Here is a 17,929-nt window from a genome sequence, read left to right on the forward strand (position 1 = left end):
CCTACATCCAGAACTCGTTCCCGTCTAGGTCTTTCAGTATCGCGTACTTCCCGGGGGCCCACGGCGCGTCCGTCAGCTCCACCTTGAACTGGACGCCCTTGGCCTTCAGCTCCTTGTAGGTCCTGTTCTTGTCGTCTGATGCGAGGTAGATGCCTGTATTTCCGCCCGGTCGGTCGTCCTCCCAATCAGCGCACTTTTCGCAGAGATGGATCGTAATCTTGGAACCCTTGGGCTTGGCCGTGACCCAGTGACCCTGCACGCTGACCTCGAAACCGAGCTTCTCCTCGTACCACTTCGCCGCCTTCTTCGCGTCGTTGACGAGGACCGGAACAGAGCCGATATCAGTGAACATGAAGGAGCAGCTCTCCGGTACGCACTTAACGGTTTGGAGAAAGGATTAATCACCCCTGCACGGGCTCGTGGGGGACGCGAGTTGGCGGACGGGCCACGGGGATCTCCTGGGGAAGTTCCTCCCTCGCAGCAGGACGCACGGCGCCGAGAGGCGCAGCCGGAGACGGCTGGCTCCAGAACAGAAACGAGACCCGACCCACCAAGTGCGGTGATGGGGCGACCCTGAGGTCGGTGGGGATCGGGATGAAACGGCTGACCCGTGCGGAGCAAGGCCGAACGTGGTCGATGAAACGCCTGCAGAAGACCAGGGTGGGCCGCTGAGCTGAATCTCGTCTAGAACAGAAGGAGGACTACGGCCGACACGTGTCGCACGTAACCTCGGGCGGAAGACCTCCGCCCCTGGCTACGGAGCATAACCCCCGACGCGACGGTGGCGGCGGAAGGTTTTGTTCGAGAGCCGATTCGGGGATTCATACCGGTCATGCCGTAAGTAATCGCTGATGGTATTTATTCTCCACGAAGCGTCTGTGCCGGAAGGGGTTCGTCAACTGTTCATGACACGTGCGATGACGGAAGACTCACGAGGACTGCGCCGACAAATAGAAGCTCAGAAACGTTATTCCGATGACAAGAAAAAAGCCCGTAGGCGCGGTCGCCTACGGGGTGGTGGACTTGGTCGTTGTAGTTGTTGAAGTTGTCGCGCTTGCGGTGCCAGTCGTCGTTTCGGTCACATCAGTGGTGTGAGTAGTGCTGTTGTTGCCTGAACCCCTCTCCACGGCTGTCGTGTGGATTACCGGGGTCAGGACGCCGCCCTGGCTTATGTGGACGAGGCTGGGCGTAATGTCGAAGGTAAGGTCTGTGGAGCCATTGGTCTGAACCCCGAAATGAATCGGGATCATCAGCTTTCCATCGGCCACGACCTTGAGCTGTTCGGATGTACCGTCTGTGTAGAATGCCTTTGCGCCCGTAATACTGAGGATGACTGAAGTTATGTTACCCGCAGGCATCTTTGTGGCCCCGAGAAGAATCGATTGCCCCTGTAGCTTCGTCAGGTTGACGTTGGTCCCGACGTTGGAGGGGACCTTGAAGATGAAGGTGTTCTGCGGCTGAGTTGAACTCTGCGACGTTGTCGTCGTGGTTGAAGTAGTGGTCGACGATGACGAAGAAGTGTTACTCGTAGACGTGCTCGAAGAACTGGTCGAACTCGATGAGGAAGTTGAGGTTGTGGAAGACGTTGTGGTCGCTAGGCTACCTTGGTACCTCAGTTCTACGCTCGAAACGTTCACCAGGAGGTATCTCAGCGTATTACTACCAGGCGGCGCGTCTGTCAGGTAGATGTTGAGGGTCCCAGTCCCGCCTTGGGCTGAAGTTGAGGAGACCTGGCCAGAGGGCAGTGCCTGGGTCGAGGCGTTTCCTGCGCCCGAAGTGTTCATCCCGAATGGGTTGTATGCGAGCGCCGCCCCGACTATGACGGCTGCGACTACTACAGCGACGGCTACGTAACTCAGTGTTCTGTTTCTTGAGGGCATTTTCTGGTCCCTGTCCTTCCTTGCGCAATATAGATTATGCCATGCTATTGAAAGTGCCCGGGCCGGTCGGGAGCTGAAAGATTTTCAAATTCCGATAGCCGAAGTGTTGATTCGTCGATTCCCTTGCTGGCCGAGGGTCTGCCCATGGCGGCATTACTGAGTCCTTTGAGCGCCTCCAGCTTCTAGACGTCGACTATTTCGTCGATGTAATTCCAGCGACGAGAGCCGCAATCACAATCAATGCTGCCACCCTCACGATGACGTATCCCGGCACGATGTCGAAGAGGTTGACTGAATGAATGCCAATCCTTTCTGCACCGCCCGCGCTCATGAGTAAAAGCCGATTGCCACCACTACAGCTCCCAACAAGATGGGAGTCATGCCTACGATCTACGTTCGCACTCAAATGACCTGGCGTTCCAAGGCCTGCCCAGTCGTCCACCTTCTGCGAAGCCTCTGTATCCCTAAAACATTGGGGATTACCCCTAACGTTTGATAGGTCGCCCGTCGCCGCCCTTGCTTCGGTTGCTGTTTTAGTTCCGGCAAGCCTCAACACGACTGGAATCGATTACGCGATTTAGGCCAGCGGTGACACCGCATAGCTGGCTGCTGGAACGTACGGGCAGGCGGGGTCCTCTCCGAAAGCATCCCCGAGCTCGGCGAACGCCCTGGACCTCGAACCTCCGCAGATTGTACGGTACTCACACCTACCGCAACGGCCCTTTAGCTTTGAGGGATTTCTCAAATCTGCGAAAAGCTCATTCGACCTGTAAACTGAAACGAGGTTGTCTTCTGGAACCTTGCCTGTGCGTATCGGCAGGAACCCGCTCGGATAGACTTCGCCGTCATGGCTGACGAACATGATGCCCCTTCCGTCCCCGGTCTGTGTTGCCTTGACGGAGGGCTGGGCTGTCGGGTTTCCTTCGAGGGCTCGCAGCCGCGCCGATAGTCTTTGATACGCTTCGCCGGTTGGCGGGCCAACCTGCTTCTGACGCTCGATGCGCACCCTCCTGAAGTTCGGCCCCTCCGCCGTTCTGACGGGCATGCCGTACTGCGAAGCGTCGTAAAGGAAGTGCATCACCTCTTCGCACTCGGAAGGTTGCAGGCTTTCGAGTGAAGCGCCGCGACCCGTGCGAATCAAGAAGAAGACTTCCCACGCGACCGAGCCTGCTTCTTTCACGATGTGGAAGATGTCGGCCAGCTCGTCAATATTGCTCCTCATCACCGTGGTGTTGACCTGTGCTCTCAATCCTGCGTCTTTGGCTGTCTGAAGGGCGCGAATCGTTCCGCGCCAAGTGCCTGGAACGCCGCGGAGCCTGTCGTGTGTGTAGGGGGAAGCCCCGTCGAGGCTGACCGACATTATGTCGACATCCAGCTCCTTCATTCGAGTTATTGTCTCCTGATTGAGCTTCGGCGTCACACTTGCGGCGACGGCGACATAGATTCCATTCTTCTTCGCGTGCTCGACCAAATCAAAGAAGTCTTGTCGCATGAGCGGATCGCCCCCAGTCAGAAGTAGTGCGGGGTAAGGCTCTCCAAAATCCAGCAACTGGTCGATAACCGCCAGACCCTGCGAATGGTCCAGCTCGCCCGGGAGGGACCTCCGAATCGCCCTAGCTCTGCAATGACGGCAGGCAAGAAGGCAGGCCTTCGTAGTCTCCCAGCACACGAAAAACGGAGCCTGGGAGACGTCCGTCCTCAGTGTCCACGGTGGTCGCATTGCGAGGGGAATATAACTAACACTAGTTAAATATAATACCGCCCAGCCGAAGTCGAAACGCCAAATGGATTCGCCAACCGGCGAAGGTGTCCATCCCGCAGCCGTTGATGCGAACGGAAGGCCAGCCGCGCCGTCGGTGGTTTTGGTGGGCACGTCCTTCAGAACGGCAGAGATAGGCACGAGGGAGCGCATAGCCAGACGGTTGTCCGAGGTCCCCGAGCCAGGACTTCAGGTCGGGAGAGGGAAGATATTCGAATGTTCCATCCTGGAGACCTGCAACAGGCTCGAGGTCTACCTCGCGTGCAGCAGCCCCAACGAGGTGGCGAAGTCGGTGATGACGAGACTCGACGGAGACGGAACCTCGTCCGAGAGCTTCTACGTGAAGACGGGCGCGGATGCCATAAGGCACATCTTCAGAGTAGCCTCCGGCTTGGACTCGCCCGTCTTAGGCGAGGAGCAGATACTTCAGCAGGTAAGGGAAGCAGGAAAGACTGCGAGGACGTCAGGACAGGCAAAGTCGATTCTGTCTTCCTTGTTCGACGCGGCGTACAGCTCGGGCAAACGGATACGCGAGTCGTACAAAGTATCTCCCGCGAACAGGTCTGTGAGCGCCTTCGCGCTGAGACGCGCTCTAAAGGAACTTGGACGCCGGCCCGCCAAGGTACTCCTGATAGGCTCTGGCGAGACCGCAAAGCTTGCCGCCCTCAGACTAAAGGGCTCGGCCGTCTACCTCCTTTCGGGCAGGCGGGACGTCGAGGCTCGATTCCCAAACGCCGAGAGAATCTCTCGAAGAAGGCTGCGGGAAGTCTCTGAGAAGTGCGATTTGATCATCGCCGCTACAAGGCATCATGGTTACGTCCTAACCAAGCGAGACCTTCCCGAAAAGAGAAGGATGGTGGTCCTTGACCTCGGCTTTCCCCGGAATGTCGACCCTTCCCTCAGGGATTCCAAGTTCATAAGGCTGTACGACCTCGACGCCGTTGCCGCGTGGGCCCTTTCACTCGGGCGCCGCGAGAATGCCTCGGCGGAGAGGCTGGTCGAGGAAGAGACGCGGAGGTTCGATGTGTGGCTCACCGCGAGCAGGCTCACGCCGACTCTCGGCAACATCTACAAGTGGGCCGAGAGGATCAGAGAGGAGGAGACTCTGGCCGCGCTCAGGAGGCTTCCGGGCCTTTCATCGCACGACAAGACGATCATCGAGGCGATGAGCAAGCGACTCACCGGGAAACTGTTGTCCCCCCACGCGACATTCGTGAAGGAGGTTGGTAACGGGGAAGACCAGTCAGAACGGCTCCTCCTCCTCGAGTCGATCTTCAGGGATGGGGGAAAATGACGGCGCGCAAGCTCCGGGTGGGCACTAGGGGGAGCAAGCTCGCGCTGGCGCAGACGAGAGCCGTCCTGAAGATGCTCTCGGAGAAAGCGCCAGGGCTCGAGCTTCAGGTCGTCACGATTAGGACAGCTGGGGACAGGCTCCCCCCGGAGAAGCGGGGCGAGACGGATGGCAAGGGGGCCTTCACCGGCGACATAGAAGCGCTCCTGACGAAGGGGGAGTTGGACCTAGCCGTCCACAGCCTGAAGGACCTCTCGGTGGAACTCGCCGACGGACTGAAGATTGGTGCTACGCCTCCTCGGGGCGATCCCCGCGACGCGCTCGTCTCGTCCAAAGGAGAGAGGCTCTCTGACCTTCCCAAGGGGGCTTCGGTTGGAACGAGCAGCATCAGAAGAAGGGCGCAACTCCTGAGCCTGAGGCGGGACCTGAAGATAGTGGATATGCACGGCAACGTGGAGACGAGGGTGAGGAGAATGGATGAGCTTCATCTTGCAGGATTGGTCCTGGCCGCCGCTGGACTGGACAGGCTCTCCATGGGGGAACGCATCACCCAGAGATTCCCAGTGGACGAGATCGTGCCGTCCGCGGGACAAGGCACCATGGCGGTGCAAGTGAGGAAGGGCGATACCGAGATAGAGAGGATCGTCTCGAAGATCAACGACGAGGAGACGATGCGGTCCTCGGAGTGTGAGAGGGCCTTCGCGAGGGCGATAGGCGGGGACTGTTACGTGCCTGCTGGGGCGCACGCGGCTCGCAACGGCCGCTCGCTCACGCTCGTGGGAATGATCGCGTCCGCCGACGGCAGAATTGTCCTGAAGAGGAGCGCGACCTCCACGGACCCAGTCGAGCTGGGCGAGGCGCTCGGCGAGGAACTGCTTCAGCTCGGGGGCGCGGAGATCATCAAGGGAGGCGCCATCAGGGCTTGACCGCACTGAGACCCAGGTCGCTCAGCGTGGTGATCACTCGCTCGCAGGAGGGGAACGAGGAGTTGGCCAGGAGATTGAAACTCGTGGGACTGGACCCGATAACTGTGGACACGATCTCCCTCGCTCCGCCCAGCGACTGGAAAGACGTTGACCGACTTCTCGGAAACCTCGGCGACTTCGACTGGGTGGTCTTCACCTCGTCCTCGGGCGCGGAGCACTTCGGGACTCGGATGAAGGCGCTGTCGTTGAAGCTGCCGTGGGAGGGCAACCCCAGAGTTGCTGCCGTCGGCCGGCAGACCGCCAGTGCGCTCTCGAGCCTTGGCGTCGAACCGAACTTCGTACCGTCCAGCTACACCACCGCGACCCTCGGGGAGGAGCTCCCCGCGGAGAAGGGGGACAGAGTCATGCTTCTGCGGTCCGACATAGCCGACCCCAGGCTTGCGAACAGGCTCGTCGAGCGGGGGTTCAGCGTGGAAGAGGCTGCGATCTATCGAACTCTGCCTACCAGGGGACCGAGCCCCAAGATCAAGGACGCAGATTTGATAGTGTTCGCGAGCCCCTCCGCAGTCAAGAGCTTCTGCTCCCTTGTGGCCGAGGACGAGCTTCGGAAGCTGATGGGGCTGAGGGCCGTCTGCATAGGGCCGGTCACTGAATCGGCGGCGAGGGAGAGCGGGTTCTCGAACACGACCAGGCCAGAATCGTTCACTCTTGATGCTGTGGTGCGGGAGATCACGAGGTTGAGCCAAGCAGATGCCTGAGCGGCGCGAGGCTGAGGTGAGGCTGAGGAGGCTCAGGAAGACTGAGCCAATCAGGAGGCTCGTGAGCGAGACCGCCCTGACCGCGTCGAACTTCATAGCGCCCGTGTTCGTCAGGTATGGCAGGGGCGTGACAGAGCCGGTGGAGGCGATGCCGGGGGTCAACCGTTACTCGGTCGACAGGGTCGGCGGATGCGTGACGCGGCTCGACGAGGCCAAGATACCTGCGGTCCTGCTCCTCGGCATCCCGGAGTCCAAGGACGAAGTTGGAAGCGGAGCCTACGCGAGCGAAGGGGTGGTGCCCAGGGCGATAGCGGAGATCAAGAAGGCCACGCCCTCCATGGTGGTGGCCGCAGACGTCTGCCTCTGCGAGTACACCTCCCACGGACACTGCGGCGTGCTGAAGGAAGGACAGGTGGACAACGACGCAACTTTACCGCTGCTCGCGAAGGCCGCGGTCGAGTACGCGAGGGCTGGCGCCGACATCGTCGCCCCTAGCGCGATGATGGACTTCCAAGTCGCAGCGATCAGGTCGGCGTTGGAGGACGCCCAACTAGGCGAGACCCTGGTGATGGGGTACTCTGCGAAGTTCGCCTCCTCCTTCTACGGCCCATTCAGAGAGGCCGCGGGATCAGCCCCGTCGTTTGGCGACAGGAAGGCGTACCAGATGGGCCCGGCGAATTCGAGGCAGGCGATGCGCGAGATTGAAAGGGACGTCCAGGAGGGGGCGGACATCGTGATGGTAAAGCCCGCGCTCTCGTACCTCGACATAATAGCGAAGGCCCGCTCGAGGTTCGACCTGCCCATCGCTGCCTACAGCGTCAGCGGCGAGTACTCTGCGATCAAGGCCGCGGCCATGAACGGTTGGATCGACGAGAGGACGATGGCGATGGAGGTCCTCACATCGATCAAGAGGGCCGGAGCTGACGTGATAATCACCTACTTCGCCGAGGCGGCGGCAGGGTGGCTCAGGGAGGGACTGTGATGGAGGAACAGCGAGAGAGCACCCCAGAGGCTGCCGAGGTTGAGAAGAGTTTCCTGAAGTACACCTTCTTCAAGGTGGCGCGCGAGTGGAGGTCACTAGATGACTCGACCAAGGAGGAATCCAGGAGGGAATTCCTGCGGGCTCTGGGAGACTCCTCGTCCTCGAGCCTCTCGTTCTTCTCGCTCGTAGGGATCCGGGGCGACACCGATTTCATGATTCTAGCAGACTCTCCCAGCCTCGACTCGTTCCAGACCTTTGTCGCGAGGCTCCTTTCGACGAAGCTCGGGAGGTACTTGGAGATCCCGTACTCCTACCTCGCGATGACCAGGAGGTCCAAGTATCTCGGCTCCCACAGGCGCCCAGGCCAGGAAGGGACCCTGCAGCAGTACCGCTCGAGCAAGTTCCTCTTCGTCTACCCGTTCGTGAAGAAACGGGAGTGGTACAGGCTGCCCTTCGCTGAGAGGCAGAGGATCATGGCGGAGCACTTCAAGATAGGCCACAAGTATCCCTCGATTAAGATCAACACGGGATACTCCTTCGGTCTTGACGACCAGGAGTTCGTGCTGGCCTTCGATGGAGACGACCCAGCGGAGTTCCTCTCGTTGGTGGAGGAATTGAGGAGCTCGGAGGCGAGCATGTACACCCAGCTCGAGACTCCCATCTTCACCTGCCGGCGCGTGGACCCAACCACCATGCTTTCTCTCCTAGGATAGTCGTCCGAGATGAAGATGCTAAAGTCGAAGGAGCTCTACGCCGAGGCGAGGAGGGTCATGGTTGGCGGGGTCAACAGTCCCGTCCGCGCGTTCAAGGCGGTGGGCGGCACCCCGGTCTTCTTCGTGAAGGGAAAAGGCTCTCGGATATGGGACGCGGATGGAAATTCATTCATCGACTACGTCTGCTCGTGGGGGCCACTCATCCTAGGCCACTCGAACCCCAAGACGATTAAGGCCGTGACCAAGGCCGCAACGACTGGGACCAGCTTCGGGGCTCCTTCGGTTCCGGAGCTGAGACTGGCCCAGAAAGTCTGCGGTATGGTGCCGAGCATTCAGAAGGTTCGCTTCGTGAGCTCCGGTACGGAGGCGACGATGTCTGCACTGCGCCTGGCTCGGGCGTTCACCGGCAGGACCAAGCTGCTCAAGTTTGAAGGCTGCTATCACGGCCACGCGGACCCCTTCCTCACCCGCGCCGGCTCCGGGATGGCAACCTTCGACATGCCAGACTCGGCGGGTATTCCGTCGTCTGCTGGGGCTGAGACACTAACCCTCGAATTCAACAACGAAGAGCAGCTCGAGGACGCGTTCCGCTCCCACGGTGGCGAGATCGCCGCTGCCATCATCGAGCCGGTGGCGGGCAACATGGGGGTCGTGCCGCCGATACCCGGCTATCTGCAGAGGCTGAGGAAGCTCTGCAGCGAAAGCGGTTCGGTCCTGATCTTTGACGAGGTGATTACAGGATTCAGGGTTGCTCCGGGAGGCGCCCAGGCGATCTATGGGGTGAGGCCCGACCTGACCTGCCTGGGCAAGGTAATCGGGGGAGGCTTCCCGGTCGGCGCCTACGGTGGCAGAGATGATATCATGCGGATGGTCGCACCCGAGGGGCCGGTCTACCAGGCCGGCACTCTGTCAGGAAACCCGGTGGCCATGGCCGGAGGGTTAGCGACCCTCTCCCAGCTGAACCGGAAAGCGTACTCCTGGCTCGAGAGGCTGTCAGCAAGCCTCGAAGATGGCCTCCTCGAGGCAGCAGCCGCCTGCGGCGTGCAACTCACAGTAAACAGAGTCGGCTCGATGCTAGGTCTCTTCTTCGCATCAGGGAAGGTACGGAACTTCAGGGACGCAAAAGGCTCGAACCATCAGCTGTATCCCAGATTCCACCGCGCCCTGCTCGAGTCCGGAATCTACTTTCCGCCCTCCGCCTTCGAGACCTTCTTCCTCTCGATAGCCCACTCCGATGGTGACGTGAGAACGACCGTTTCGGCATCGCGGCGAGCATTCCGGGGTCTTGCGTCATGAGGCGGACGGACTCGCCGTTCATCGACGCCTGCTTCGGGCGAGAGACGGAGTATACTCCCGTCTGGTTCATGAGGCAGGCTGGCAGATTCCTCCCGAGCTACAGGCGACTCAAGGGAGGGAGAAACGTACTGGAGATTACGAAGGACCCCGAGCTTGCGTCGGAGGTGGTCGCTGATGCCGTACGCGCCCTGGGCGTCGACGCGGGAATCATCTTCGCAGACATCATGCTGCCGCTGGAGGCGATGGGCGTGAAGTTCAGAATCGAGGAGGACGTAGGGCCGATAGTCTCGAATCCAATCCGGGGACCGAGCGACGTGGCGGCGCTCCGGAGGCCGGACCCGGAGATGGACCTCTCTTACGTCTACGGCGGCATCGACAGGGCCATCCAGAAGCTGGACGGTCGGACTCCGCTGATCGGCTTCGCCGGAGCGCCGTTTACCCTCGCGGCCTACATGATTGAGGGCGGGCCGAGCAGGGAACTGGCGAAGACCAGGGCGTTGATGTACTCGAGCCCAGAGACATGGCGACCCCTCATGAAAAGCCTGACCGACATGATCAAGGGCTACTTGTCGGTCCAGGTGAAGCACGGCGTGTCTGCGATCCAGCTCTTCGACAGCTGGGTAGGTTGTCTTTCACCGCGTGACTACGATCAATTTGTCTTTCCCTTCACTCGCGAGATATTCGACTCCGTCAACTCGGTGCCGAGGATTCACTTCTGTGCCGACTCTTCCGCCCTGGTAGAGGAGTTCCACCGGACGGGACCGGAGGTCCTGAGCGTGGACTGGAGGATACCGATAGAAGATGTCTGGCGAAGGTGTGACGGTGCCACCGCCGTCCAGGGGAACCTGGACCCCGCAGCCGCGCTGGCCGGCGGGGAAGAGATGGAGAAACGTGTTACGGACATCCTGGACCGAGCCAAGGGACGATCGGGGCACATATTCAGCCTGGGCCACGGTGTTCTTCGTGACACCGACCCCGAGAACCTTCGCCGAATCGTGAACACAGTTCATGCGCGGACTAAGAGGAAGACGGGATGAAGGGAATAATGCTGATGACGTACGGGACGCCCCGCTCCCTTGAAGGAGTGGAGGAGTTCCACACGAACATTCGCGGCGGCCAGAGGCCGACCGACGCCGAGATCGAGGGCCTCCGCCAGCGATACAAGGCCATAGGAGGGACATCCCCGTTGATTCGAATCACCGAGAGCCTCAGGGAGAAGCTGCAGCGTCGAGTAGCGGACCAGGGCTCCGACACGCTCGTCTATTCAGCGATGAAACACTCGGAACCCTTTATCGCCGACGTCGTCAAGAGGGCCGCCGGTGACGGGGTCGCTGAGCTCCTCTCAATCGCGCTCGCTCCGCACTACTCCAAGATGAGCGTCGGCACGTACACGCTCGCTGTGGAAATGGCAAACGCTGCTCTGCCCCGAAGAATGAAACTGGACTCGGTCAACTCGTGGCACAGGAATCCGAAGCTGATAGAGGCCTGGGCATCAAGGATTAGAAGCTCGGAGCGGAAGCTCCCAGAGACCTACTCCCTCGTCTTCTCCGCCCACAGCCTCCCCGAGAAGATCCTGGCCAGCGGAGACCCTTACCGGTACCAGCTCATCGAGACTTGCGAGTTGATATCAGCGGCAATTCGTCGAAGCGAATGGACCTTTTCATTCCAGAGCGCGGGTCATTCGAGGGAGCCGTGGCTAGGGCCGGACATACTTGACCACCTGCAAGGGCAGTTCGATCGAGGGTTCGGGAACTTCTTAATCGCTCCGATAGGTTTCGTTGCTGACCACCTAGAGATTCTCTACGACATCGATATTGAATGCAAACAATGGGCAGAGAAGAACGGCGCTCAGCTGGCAAGGTGCGATTCCCTCAACGACTCTGACGATTTTGTTGACTGCCTTCATTCCCTTATTCTTGAGAAACAGTTCCTATGATGAAACAGCCTGCCTGGCAGTCGCCTTGGTGACTGCGCTATGTCATTTTTGAAACAACAAATTGTCAAGCCTTTGTTTACTTTCAGTCAACGTTTCGTGATCTTTCAAAGGAGTTCTGTTCGGATTAGTCCAAGCGTCAGGAGGACTATGGCCGAGACGCGTCGAACATAACGGGGGGTGGAAGAACTCCGCCCTCTGTTATGGAGCAGAACCCCGTAGTCGTGATGCTATCCGCATTTTCTGTTCTGCGGCTGGTCGGGGGATTCATTCGAGTCATACCGGCTATAACTGATTATGATATTTATCCTCCACGCAACGTCGGAGCCGAACGGATTACCACCGCTTCTACCGGTTCAGGCTGACGCGCCGAGCCAGAGACAGTATTCCAAGGTGAAGCTAGTTAGTTTCAGGTTCCCCGTGTTTTCGATAAATCATCTGCGCTTCATCCGGTATTCTTTGAATGATGCCTTCGATCCACTGGACTATCTCCTCGAGATTACAGGTTGCGCCCGCAACGCGCAGGTCCATACTATTCACCTGGACGTACCTGAAGGCGTTCTTCGTATCCTCGGGCTCGTCTTCCGGAGGATACGTGCTGATGGCCCAGCCAAGCGGAATATCTTCTGGGACGGTGGGCAACCAGTCGTCCAGTTGCTCGTCGATGTGCTCAAACGCATTTCTCACTTGTCTTGCAATCAATGGATTGTCATCTTTGATGCGCAGAAATGCCTGTAGTTCACGCCCTCGCTTGAGCGATTTCTCTGTTGCGACTGAACCCCTCCTTTTGAGGGGGTTAGGCCAGATGATGTGAGACACGTTAGAACTGGTGGAGAGCAGGGCGTGCACTCTAAGCCACACCTTGCGGTTCCAACTCCGTCTTCCTTCCTGGTCTTGGGGTGGCGGGTACTTGACAATCTCCTCGAGTTCGCCGAAGGCTGCAACGCACTGGGAACACTGCTCTCTCAGTTCGATGAGGAAGACCATTAATTCGCGCGCTTCTTCCCTAGTTCGCCTTCGATTCTGCATCAGGACTGCCCAGCGGGTTCTCACCTTATATCGATGGCTGGCGGGCTTGGTTCTGATGGTCGAAGTCTTCCTCGACCAACAGGCCCTGGGATTGAGAGCCTACCTTGACCGTGCTGGGATCAAGGTGAGAGATGTGACGGAGATTCTGGGAAACAGGGATACAAGAAAGGGCGTGCCCGATGCCAAGGTCCAGGAGTTCGTGGCCGACCATCCTGGGGTGATACTGGTCACCAAAGACAAGAAGTTCGGAAGGAAGGCCAAGGATGCGGGACTGAGTGTGATATTCGTCAACGAGTCAGAAGCAGTGGCGATTGAGGTCTTGCGTCAACTTGCCTTGGCAAAACTATAGACTGCTAGCTTGACAAGCTGAATGCTGACCCGATGGGAGTCGAACCCCGGGGGGGTTCGGTACCCGGATTTCTCGGCCTCTCCGCGTTCCAATGTGGCAGAATGTAGCTGCACTGTGGGATAAAAAGACCCCGCCCGAAGCAACTGAACAAAGCGAAGGCGGCACCAGAAGTTGAAGTGCGGGACAGGACATGATTCCCACTTTGTAGCTCAAATCCCCGTCTCAGGAAGACTTCTGTCATGTGAAAGGCCTGCCCCGGCCGGGATTAGCATGACCTTGTAGATTGCCCCTCGCGTAGTCTTGCGACGAGAACGTTCCTCTACTATCGTAAGAAATGGGCCGCAGAGAAGGGAAAAGGTGAATGGAAAGACGAGGAGAAAAGGGTGAGCCTTGGTAGGCATCCGATTGCAGGGGTGGTCGAGGTTTGCTAGAACCTCTCACTCAAGTATTCAATTGCTCTTTGAAAGCGGACATCACCTTGTTCATCACCTGCGGCATGTCATCCTGTTACATCATTCCCGTCATCATTCTTTCTATCGTTTTCTTTACAGGTTGATTCATCGCTCCTCTTTTTTCATGATTTGGTTCCGCCTGCCTAATCCTCCCTCTTTCTGAGTGTTACCCGGAAAAGTCTTCTGGGCAGTTCGCTCTCCTCAAATTCGTCAACACCGACAATGTCATAGCCCTTGGCCAGACGTTCCACTTTTTCCCTGCTGAAGAAATGCACGATAAAACTGCCCAACTCATACATGTCCTCACCACGATGGGTGCCTCTTCCGTAATGGGGGTCACCGGTGTGCCTGACAGTATAAACGCAGAGTCCGGCTTGCTTTAACACTCGTCTGACCTCCTCAGACAGGTATCCTAATTCGGCTGTTGTGAGAGCCATGTTGAAAAGCATGTGGGAGTAACAGGCATCAAAAGATTCGTCGGGGAAGGGCAAAGGAGTACGCACATCATGGAGCAGTGCAGTAATCGACTGATGCAGTCCCAATGCAAGAGCCTTTTCTCTTATGGCTTTGATTCCTGCATCTGAATAGTCCAAGACCGTTGTTTTGAAACCGCTCTTGGCGAAGAAAATAGTGTCTCTTCCCTGTCCACCGCCGAGTTCCAAGGTATTTGTCTTCCCTTCCTTTTTGAAGAGCTCAGCCGCAATCCGAGCGGGATCACTGGGCTCATCACCAAACATCTCTGGATTGTTTTCAAGCATCTTCTCCCAGTGCTGTCTTTGTCTATCCAGAGGTTCTCTCACACTATCCGATATTCTTACCACCAAATCTCTCTGAGCTGCGAGACGCCCTCGAGCCACTCGCTCCTAAACTTGCCGTAGCCTTTCAGTGCCTCCTTTCCCTTCCCTGTGATTCTGTACGGCCTCCTTGCCTTCTCTCCCTTCGCCTCGCTCTGCATCTCCTCGACGTAGCCCGTCTCCTCGAGCCATGTGAGTGTCGGATAGATTGCAGAAGGTCCTGGCCGCCACATCCCCTTCGTTCGCTGGAATATCTCCTCCATCATCTCAAAGCCGTGCATAGGCCTCTCGGAGAGTAGCCGAAGGATGTAGGGCTTGAGCATGCCCTGGGGCACGACGTTTACCCTAAAGGGACCGCACCTGCACCATCCTCCCGGCATCCCCTCTCACTCCTTCTTCTCTTTGAGGGACTGGATCCTCTTCTCGAGGGCTGTTATTTCAGATTCTAGGCTCGCCTTGTAGTCCTCCAGCTCCTCCACGAATTCGTCCCTACTTCTGGGCCAAAAATAACCCGGCCCAGAGCAGCAACAGCCGCACTGGCTGCCCCATCCGTATCTTTGCATATCTCTTCATCTCCTCAGGTCGCGTCTTATATCAGGGCTGATATAAATGCTGTTATGCAGTCTAGAGGAGGCAGGATTCCAGTTAGCTCACCAGCACCTTTCCGTACATCCCGGCTTGAGCGTGTCCGGAGTACGTGCACAGGTACCAAAGGCTCCCTTGTTCGCCAAGGGTAACTGTGTACGAATATCCATACACCAGCCCTTGACCATTATTTGCTGGAGGTAGGAAGGGCGCCATCGCTATCCACGGCCTCTGCTGCTGCCCGTACATCATTCCCTGCATGACCATGAACGGGTACGGAGGACTCAGGGAGGCCATCGCGAAGTTGTGGTACATGTCGTTGTCTAGATTAACGAAGGTGACTTGCAACGTGGCCCCGCGTGGGACCACAAGCGTGGGGTTGACCAGGCCGTAAATCACAAAGACGTTGTCGGTAGCATAGCTAGGCGGTGCGTTTGTAGTAAGGTTCGCGGCGCCCTTGAGGTCGGTCGCAAGCACGACGAGCTTGATGTCTTTGGAGCTGAAGACTATGGTGTCGTTGGCCGGGATTACATTCGCGTATCCCGGAATGCTCCTCATCAACTGGATGACTTGAGTTTCAGGGATTGTCTGGCCCTGGGTCGCCATCATGCTCATCATCCCTCCGAAGAACTGGCCGCCCTCGGCACTGTTCACGCCTGCAGTGCTCCCAGAATATCCGCTCACAAGGATAGGAGCCGACAGAGCCACCGCGAATGCTATTCCGACACTTATCGCGATTATCACCTTGGACGAATCCTTCATGAATTCTTTCCCTCTCATCCTGCCTGGGGCCGCCAGCTCAGGCCAAGAACGCTTCCGACAAGCATCAGTAGAGAGCCTATCATGAAGCCGAACATTGTGGGGAACGCGATTATCGAAGCGACCAAGACCAGCGTAGATCCCGTCCGGACTTTGCTCAGACTCGCGCTATTCATCCACAGAACGCCCAGCACTCCAAGGGCTATCTCTGCAGCTGCGACGACTACGAACAGAGGGAACCAATAGGTATAGGACCCGAACATCCATGGTCCTCCAAACATCATCCAAGGCCCCATCATTCCAGGCCCGAAGAAGCCGTAGGACGGCCAATAGGCCGACGCATACGCAACCATCAGACCCCCCAAGGCCTGGAAGACCAGGCCCAAAAGAGAGAGGGTAAAGGCAGTCGTTGGTTTGTCTTCCGCAATCGCCATGATATTATCTCGACCCGCGCCTCTCAGCTAAAACGGTCAGCCTCTGCGACTCCTTGAGCTGCTCAAGCAGGACTTCTCTCATCAGGCGGCAGGCCTGGATGATCTTGGGATTCGACACCCCGTAGAAGACGCTTGTGCCCTCCTTCCGAGTCGTCACGACCCGCCTCTGCCTGAGCACCCCAAGGTGCTGAGAGATATTGGCCTGTCTCAGTCCCAGCTCCTGCGAGATTTGGCCGACGGTCTTCTCTCCGTCACGCAGCGAGTCGAGAATCTCTATCCTGACCGGGCTTCCCAGCGTCTTGCATATCTCCGCATGCATCTCGAAAATCCTGTCCTGCATCGCAACAGCTGCCAGCTATATGCATACATATGAATATATCCTGGGATGCGGAATCAAGCGAACGAAAATGAAAATCGGGCTTGTCGTTTCAACAAACGAGCCGGAAATAGTCTGGAACGCCTTCAGATACGGGGTCAAGGCAATTTAGAACAAACATTCTGTCAAGGTCTTCTTGCTTGGGCGAGGGGTTGAGAGTGAGGAAGTCAATGATGTCAAGTTCGACGTGAAGAAGATGATGAGTGAGTATGTGGACAAGGGAGGTGAGATTCTCACATGCGGTACCTGCCTCAAAATCAGGAAGAAGGGTAGCACCGACCTCTGCCCCATCTCCACGATGCAGGACTTGGTGAACCTGACGGTAGATTCGGATAGGATGCTCAGTTTCGGACAAGTTCGAATCCCTTCATCCGAGGAATTTTCGAACTCTCATTAGCCGTGGCTTGAGAAGCTCGTTTTCGGCTTCAACGGGGAAAAGGAGCCTATTTCAAGCGTGTCCCGGCCGGGATTTGAACCCCAATTCCTGACGCTGGTAAACGGTTCTTTACAGGATGGTTGTGTCAATCGGAAATAGAGCTTTGAGGTTGAAGGCTGGGCCGGAAGGGACCCATGTTGTGCACTTCCCGATACTTCCGGCCCAAACCCTTGGCATGGACAAGGGTCTCAGTCGATGCAGGTTCGAACCCTTGGCACACCTCGGAGTCACTCGATTAGGCAACCCTGATCAATACCGTATGGTTGGTATTTATTCGCCACCGTGGTGGACTATGGCAGGAGCTTGTAGCTCAGAGAAGTCGCAAGATGGGACGCGAGCCCGACGGGTACCGAACCCGGGTGAGCGCGGGCCCGGCAGTCCTTTAGCCAGTAGAAATGTACGGGTTCAACCTTTCGTAAATTTGCCCGTCATTTTTGTTGGGCTGGCGTACAGCGGCTCTCCTGACAGCGAAACCAGCAGCTGGAGCCAGCACCTTCTCTTTCTCTTTCCATGATGCATCTTCTTGTCCACAACCTTCAGTTCGATTTCCAGCCATCTGTCGTCATCTCAGCTTGGGACGGTCGTGTATTCTATCACGATGGTATGACCAACCCCGTACGGGTATTGCTGACCATTCCAGTAAGGATTACCCAACCCAGTCGGATAGCACGGAGGACCCGTTGTCGCTGCGCTGCAGTAATCCAGAGAATTCAGGACCAAAGAGCCATAATCGGTGGAAGGCTTTCCGTCAACTAGTAAAACGACTTTGTGGGTCGAGTCGGCGCTGAAGCCGAGGATGTCGGTCGAGTTGAACACGATTGGGTGGCTGGCTCCGTTGATGCTTATGGTCCCGTAGGTTGCCTTCCAGGCAGAGAAGAAGCCTCCGAGCGTGTACTGTCCGCTTGCATCCGGCGATTCGACGTGTATTATCCCGGATGCGTCATGCGTATGGATAGGCTCCTCGCACCCGTTGACAAGGCCCACATTCGCAGGAATCGTTACGTTCTGCCCATCTATTACTATCCTGATCCATGGATGGAGGTGGATGGCCAGGCCATTTGTCTCAACATTGCATGGATATGGGAAGGATCCATACGGGGCACTGGGGTGACTTTGAAAGTTGTAAAGGCCATATGCCCCGAGCCCACTTCCAACCACAAGCACTAGCGCCACCCCG

At 57.6% G+C, this 17,929-nt stretch carries 21 protein-coding genes and 1 other RNA gene; 11 read left to right on the top strand and 11 right to left on the bottom strand.

The genetic code is table 11. The features are described 5' to 3' along the window. Position 1 precedes the first annotated feature (1 nt). Positions 2–352, bottom strand: coding sequence for a VOC family protein (locus tag LYZ69_05280; GenBank protein ID MDV3277862.1), 351 nt, complete (start codon positions 350–352; stop codon positions 2–4). Positions 353–428: 76 nt separating this feature from the next. Here LYZ69_05280 and rnpB point away from each other — a divergent pair. After that, positions 429–716, top strand: an RNA gene (gene rnpB, locus LYZ69_05285) — RNase P RNA component. 291 nt (positions 717–1,007) lie between these two features. Here rnpB and LYZ69_05290 read toward each other — a convergent pair. The 3 genes from LYZ69_05290 to LYZ69_05300 all read right to left on the bottom strand — a co-directional run bounded on the left by LYZ69_05290 (position 1,008) and on the right by LYZ69_05300 (position 3,600). After that, positions 1,008–1,880: a DUF4382 domain-containing protein gene (locus LYZ69_05290; protein MDV3277863.1), complete on the bottom strand. Its 873-nt coding sequence runs from the start codon at positions 1,878–1,880 to the stop codon at positions 1,008–1,010. A gap of 193 nt (positions 1,881–2,073) precedes the next feature. Further along, on the bottom strand, positions 2,074–2,211 hold the full coding sequence (locus LYZ69_05295) for a hypothetical protein (GenBank protein ID MDV3277864.1): 138 nt from the start codon (positions 2,209–2,211) through the stop codon (positions 2,074–2,076). A 246-nt stretch (positions 2,212–2,457) separates the two neighbouring features. After that, a complete protein-coding gene (locus tag LYZ69_05300; GenBank protein MDV3277865.1) occupies positions 2,458–3,600 on the bottom strand; it encodes a TIGR04053 family radical SAM/SPASM domain-containing protein in 1,143 nt (380 codons plus the stop codon). A gap of 64 nt (positions 3,601–3,664) precedes the next feature. Here LYZ69_05300 and hemA point away from each other — a divergent pair, with 64 nt between their 5' ends. From hemA to hemH, 8 genes are read left to right on the top strand one after another with little or no spacing between them, the layout of a single operon-like run. Further along, the gene (gene hemA / locus LYZ69_05305; protein MDV3277866.1) at positions 3,665–4,933 is read left to right on the top strand and encodes a glutamyl-tRNA reductase; all 1,269 of its coding nucleotides are present in this window, start codon (positions 3,665–3,667) and stop codon (positions 4,931–4,933) included. Further along, positions 4,930–5,856, top strand: coding sequence for a hydroxymethylbilane synthase (gene hemC / locus LYZ69_05310; GenBank protein MDV3277867.1), 927 nt, complete (start codon positions 4,930–4,932; stop codon positions 5,854–5,856). Before hemA ends, hemC begins: the two co-directional genes overlap by 4 nt. Beyond that, entirely contained in the window at positions 5,853–6,614 is a 762-nt protein-coding gene (locus LYZ69_05315; protein ID MDV3277868.1) for a uroporphyrinogen-III synthase, read from the top strand. Before hemC ends, LYZ69_05315 begins: the two co-directional genes overlap by 4 nt. Continuing rightward, positions 6,607–7,596, top strand: coding sequence for a porphobilinogen synthase (gene hemB / locus LYZ69_05320; GenBank protein ID MDV3277869.1), 990 nt, complete (start codon positions 6,607–6,609; stop codon positions 7,594–7,596). Before LYZ69_05315 ends, hemB begins: the two co-directional genes overlap by 8 nt. Next, a complete protein-coding gene (locus LYZ69_05325; GenBank protein ID MDV3277870.1) occupies positions 7,596–8,309 on the top strand; it encodes a chlorite dismutase family protein in 714 nt (237 codons plus the stop codon). Before hemB ends, LYZ69_05325 begins: the two co-directional genes overlap by 1 nt. Positions 8,310–8,318: 9 nt before the next feature. Continuing rightward, the gene (gene hemL, locus LYZ69_05330; GenBank protein MDV3277871.1) at positions 8,319–9,605 is read left to right on the top strand and encodes a glutamate-1-semialdehyde 2,1-aminomutase; all 1,287 of its coding nucleotides are present in this window, start codon (positions 8,319–8,321) and stop codon (positions 9,603–9,605) included. Continuing rightward, a complete protein-coding gene (gene hemE / locus LYZ69_05335; protein MDV3277872.1) occupies positions 9,602–10,642 on the top strand; it encodes a uroporphyrinogen decarboxylase in 1,041 nt (346 codons plus the stop codon). Before hemL ends, hemE begins: the two co-directional genes overlap by 4 nt. Beyond that, positions 10,639–11,541 carry a ferrochelatase gene (gene hemH, locus LYZ69_05340; protein MDV3277873.1) on the top strand — a complete coding sequence of 301 codons (903 nt, stop codon included), beginning with the start codon at positions 10,639–10,641 and terminating at the stop codon, positions 11,539–11,541. Before hemE ends, hemH begins: the two co-directional genes overlap by 4 nt. A 396-nt stretch (positions 11,542–11,937) precedes the next feature. Here hemH and LYZ69_05345 read toward each other — a convergent pair whose 3' ends face one another. After that, entirely contained in the window at positions 11,938–12,525 is a 588-nt protein-coding gene (locus LYZ69_05345; protein ID MDV3277874.1) for a hypothetical protein, read from the bottom strand. 97 nt (positions 12,526–12,622) lie between these two features. Here LYZ69_05345 and LYZ69_05350 point away from each other — a divergent pair, with 97 nt between their 5' ends. Beyond that, the gene (locus tag LYZ69_05350) at positions 12,623–12,916 is read left to right on the top strand and encodes a hypothetical protein (GenBank protein ID MDV3277875.1); all 294 of its coding nucleotides are present in this window, start codon (positions 12,623–12,625) and stop codon (positions 12,914–12,916) included. A gap of 595 nt (positions 12,917–13,511) precedes the next feature. Here LYZ69_05350 and LYZ69_05355 read toward each other — a convergent pair. The 5 genes from LYZ69_05355 to LYZ69_05375 all read right to left on the bottom strand — a co-directional run bounded on the left by LYZ69_05355 (position 13,512) and on the right by LYZ69_05375 (position 16,280). Beyond that, positions 13,512–14,189 (bottom strand): class I SAM-dependent methyltransferase, encoded by a 678-nt coding sequence (locus LYZ69_05355; protein ID MDV3277876.1) that lies wholly within the window; start codon positions 14,187–14,189, stop codon positions 13,512–13,514. After that, entirely contained in the window at positions 14,183–14,542 is a 360-nt protein-coding gene (locus LYZ69_05360) for a PadR family transcriptional regulator (GenBank protein MDV3277877.1), read from the bottom strand. The genes LYZ69_05355 and LYZ69_05360 overlap by 7 nt, the downstream gene beginning before the upstream one ends. A gap of 265 nt (positions 14,543–14,807) precedes the next feature. Next, complete coding sequence (locus tag LYZ69_05365; GenBank protein MDV3277878.1) at positions 14,808–15,527, bottom strand: plastocyanin/azurin family copper-binding protein; 720 nt, start codon at positions 15,525–15,527, stop codon at positions 14,808–14,810. Further along, a complete protein-coding gene (locus LYZ69_05370; GenBank protein MDV3277879.1) occupies positions 15,524–15,940 on the bottom strand; it encodes a hypothetical protein in 417 nt (138 codons plus the stop codon). The genes LYZ69_05365 and LYZ69_05370 overlap by 4 nt, the downstream gene beginning before the upstream one ends. Positions 15,941–15,944: 4 nt before the next feature. Continuing rightward, positions 15,945–16,280: a metalloregulator ArsR/SmtB family transcription factor gene (locus tag LYZ69_05375; GenBank protein MDV3277880.1), complete on the bottom strand. Its 336-nt coding sequence runs from the start codon at positions 16,278–16,280 to the stop codon at positions 15,945–15,947. A gap of 172 nt (positions 16,281–16,452) precedes the next feature. Here LYZ69_05375 and LYZ69_05380 point away from each other — a divergent pair, with 172 nt between their 5' ends. Further along, the gene (locus LYZ69_05380) at positions 16,453–16,713 is read left to right on the top strand and encodes a DsrE family protein (protein ID MDV3277881.1); all 261 of its coding nucleotides are present in this window, start codon (positions 16,453–16,455) and stop codon (positions 16,711–16,713) included. 606 nt (positions 16,714–17,319) lie between these two features. Here LYZ69_05380 and LYZ69_05385 read toward each other — a convergent pair. After that, positions 17,320–17,916 (bottom strand): hypothetical protein, encoded by a 597-nt coding sequence (locus LYZ69_05385; GenBank protein MDV3277882.1) that lies wholly within the window; start codon positions 17,914–17,916, stop codon positions 17,320–17,322. Positions 17,917–17,929: the final 13 nt, after the last annotated feature.

Source organism: Nitrososphaerales archaeon, assembly GCA_032906765.1.
Lineage (GTDB): Archaea > Thermoproteota > Nitrososphaeria > Nitrososphaerales > Gagatemarchaeaceae > DASPPF01.

What these genes read in the sequence shown, in the direction of transcription:
- LYZ69_05280 (MDV3277862.1), bottom strand. Translation starts at nt 352, where the DNA reads ATGTTCACTGATATCGGCTCTGTTCCGGTCCTCGTCAACGACGCGAAG.
- LYZ69_05290 (MDV3277863.1), bottom strand. Translation starts at nt 1,880, where the DNA reads ATGCCCTCAAGAAACAGAACACTGAGTTACGTAGCCGTCGCTGTAGTA.
- LYZ69_05295 (MDV3277864.1), bottom strand. Translation starts at nt 2,211, where the DNA reads ATGAGCGCGGGCGGTGCAGAAAGGATTGGCATTCATTCAGTCAACCTC.
- LYZ69_05300 (MDV3277865.1), bottom strand. Translation starts at nt 3,600, where the DNA reads ATGCGACCACCGTGGACACTGAGGACGGACGTCTCCCAGGCTCCGTTT.
- hemA (MDV3277866.1), top strand. Translation starts at nt 3,665, where the DNA reads ATGGATTCGCCAACCGGCGAAGGTGTCCATCCCGCAGCCGTTGATGCG.
- hemC (MDV3277867.1), top strand. Translation starts at nt 4,930, where the DNA reads ATGACGGCGCGCAAGCTCCGGGTGGGCACTAGGGGGAGCAAGCTCGCG.
- hemB (MDV3277869.1), top strand. Translation starts at nt 6,607, where the DNA reads ATGCCTGAGCGGCGCGAGGCTGAGGTGAGGCTGAGGAGGCTCAGGAAG.
- LYZ69_05325 (MDV3277870.1), top strand. Translation starts at nt 7,596, where the DNA reads ATGGAGGAACAGCGAGAGAGCACCCCAGAGGCTGCCGAGGTTGAGAAG.
- hemL (MDV3277871.1), top strand. Translation starts at nt 8,319, where the DNA reads ATGAAGATGCTAAAGTCGAAGGAGCTCTACGCCGAGGCGAGGAGGGTC.
- hemE (MDV3277872.1), top strand. Translation starts at nt 9,602, where the DNA reads ATGAGGCGGACGGACTCGCCGTTCATCGACGCCTGCTTCGGGCGAGAG.
- hemH (MDV3277873.1), top strand. Translation starts at nt 10,639, where the DNA reads ATGAAGGGAATAATGCTGATGACGTACGGGACGCCCCGCTCCCTTGAA.
- LYZ69_05345 (MDV3277874.1), bottom strand. Translation starts at nt 12,525, where the DNA reads ATGGTCTTCCTCATCGAACTGAGAGAGCAGTGTTCCCAGTGCGTTGCA.
- LYZ69_05350 (MDV3277875.1), top strand. Translation starts at nt 12,623, where the DNA reads ATGGTCGAAGTCTTCCTCGACCAACAGGCCCTGGGATTGAGAGCCTAC.
- LYZ69_05360 (MDV3277877.1), bottom strand. Translation starts at nt 14,542, where the DNA reads ATGCCGGGAGGATGGTGCAGGTGCGGTCCCTTTAGGGTAAACGTCGTG.
- LYZ69_05365 (MDV3277878.1), bottom strand. Translation starts at nt 15,527, where the DNA reads ATGAGAGGGAAAGAATTCATGAAGGATTCGTCCAAGGTGATAATCGCG.
- LYZ69_05370 (MDV3277879.1), bottom strand. Translation starts at nt 15,940, where the DNA reads ATGGCGATTGCGGAAGACAAACCAACGACTGCCTTTACCCTCTCTCTT.
- LYZ69_05375 (MDV3277880.1), bottom strand. Translation starts at nt 16,280, where the DNA reads ATGCAGGACAGGATTTTCGAGATGCATGCGGAGATATGCAAGACGCTG.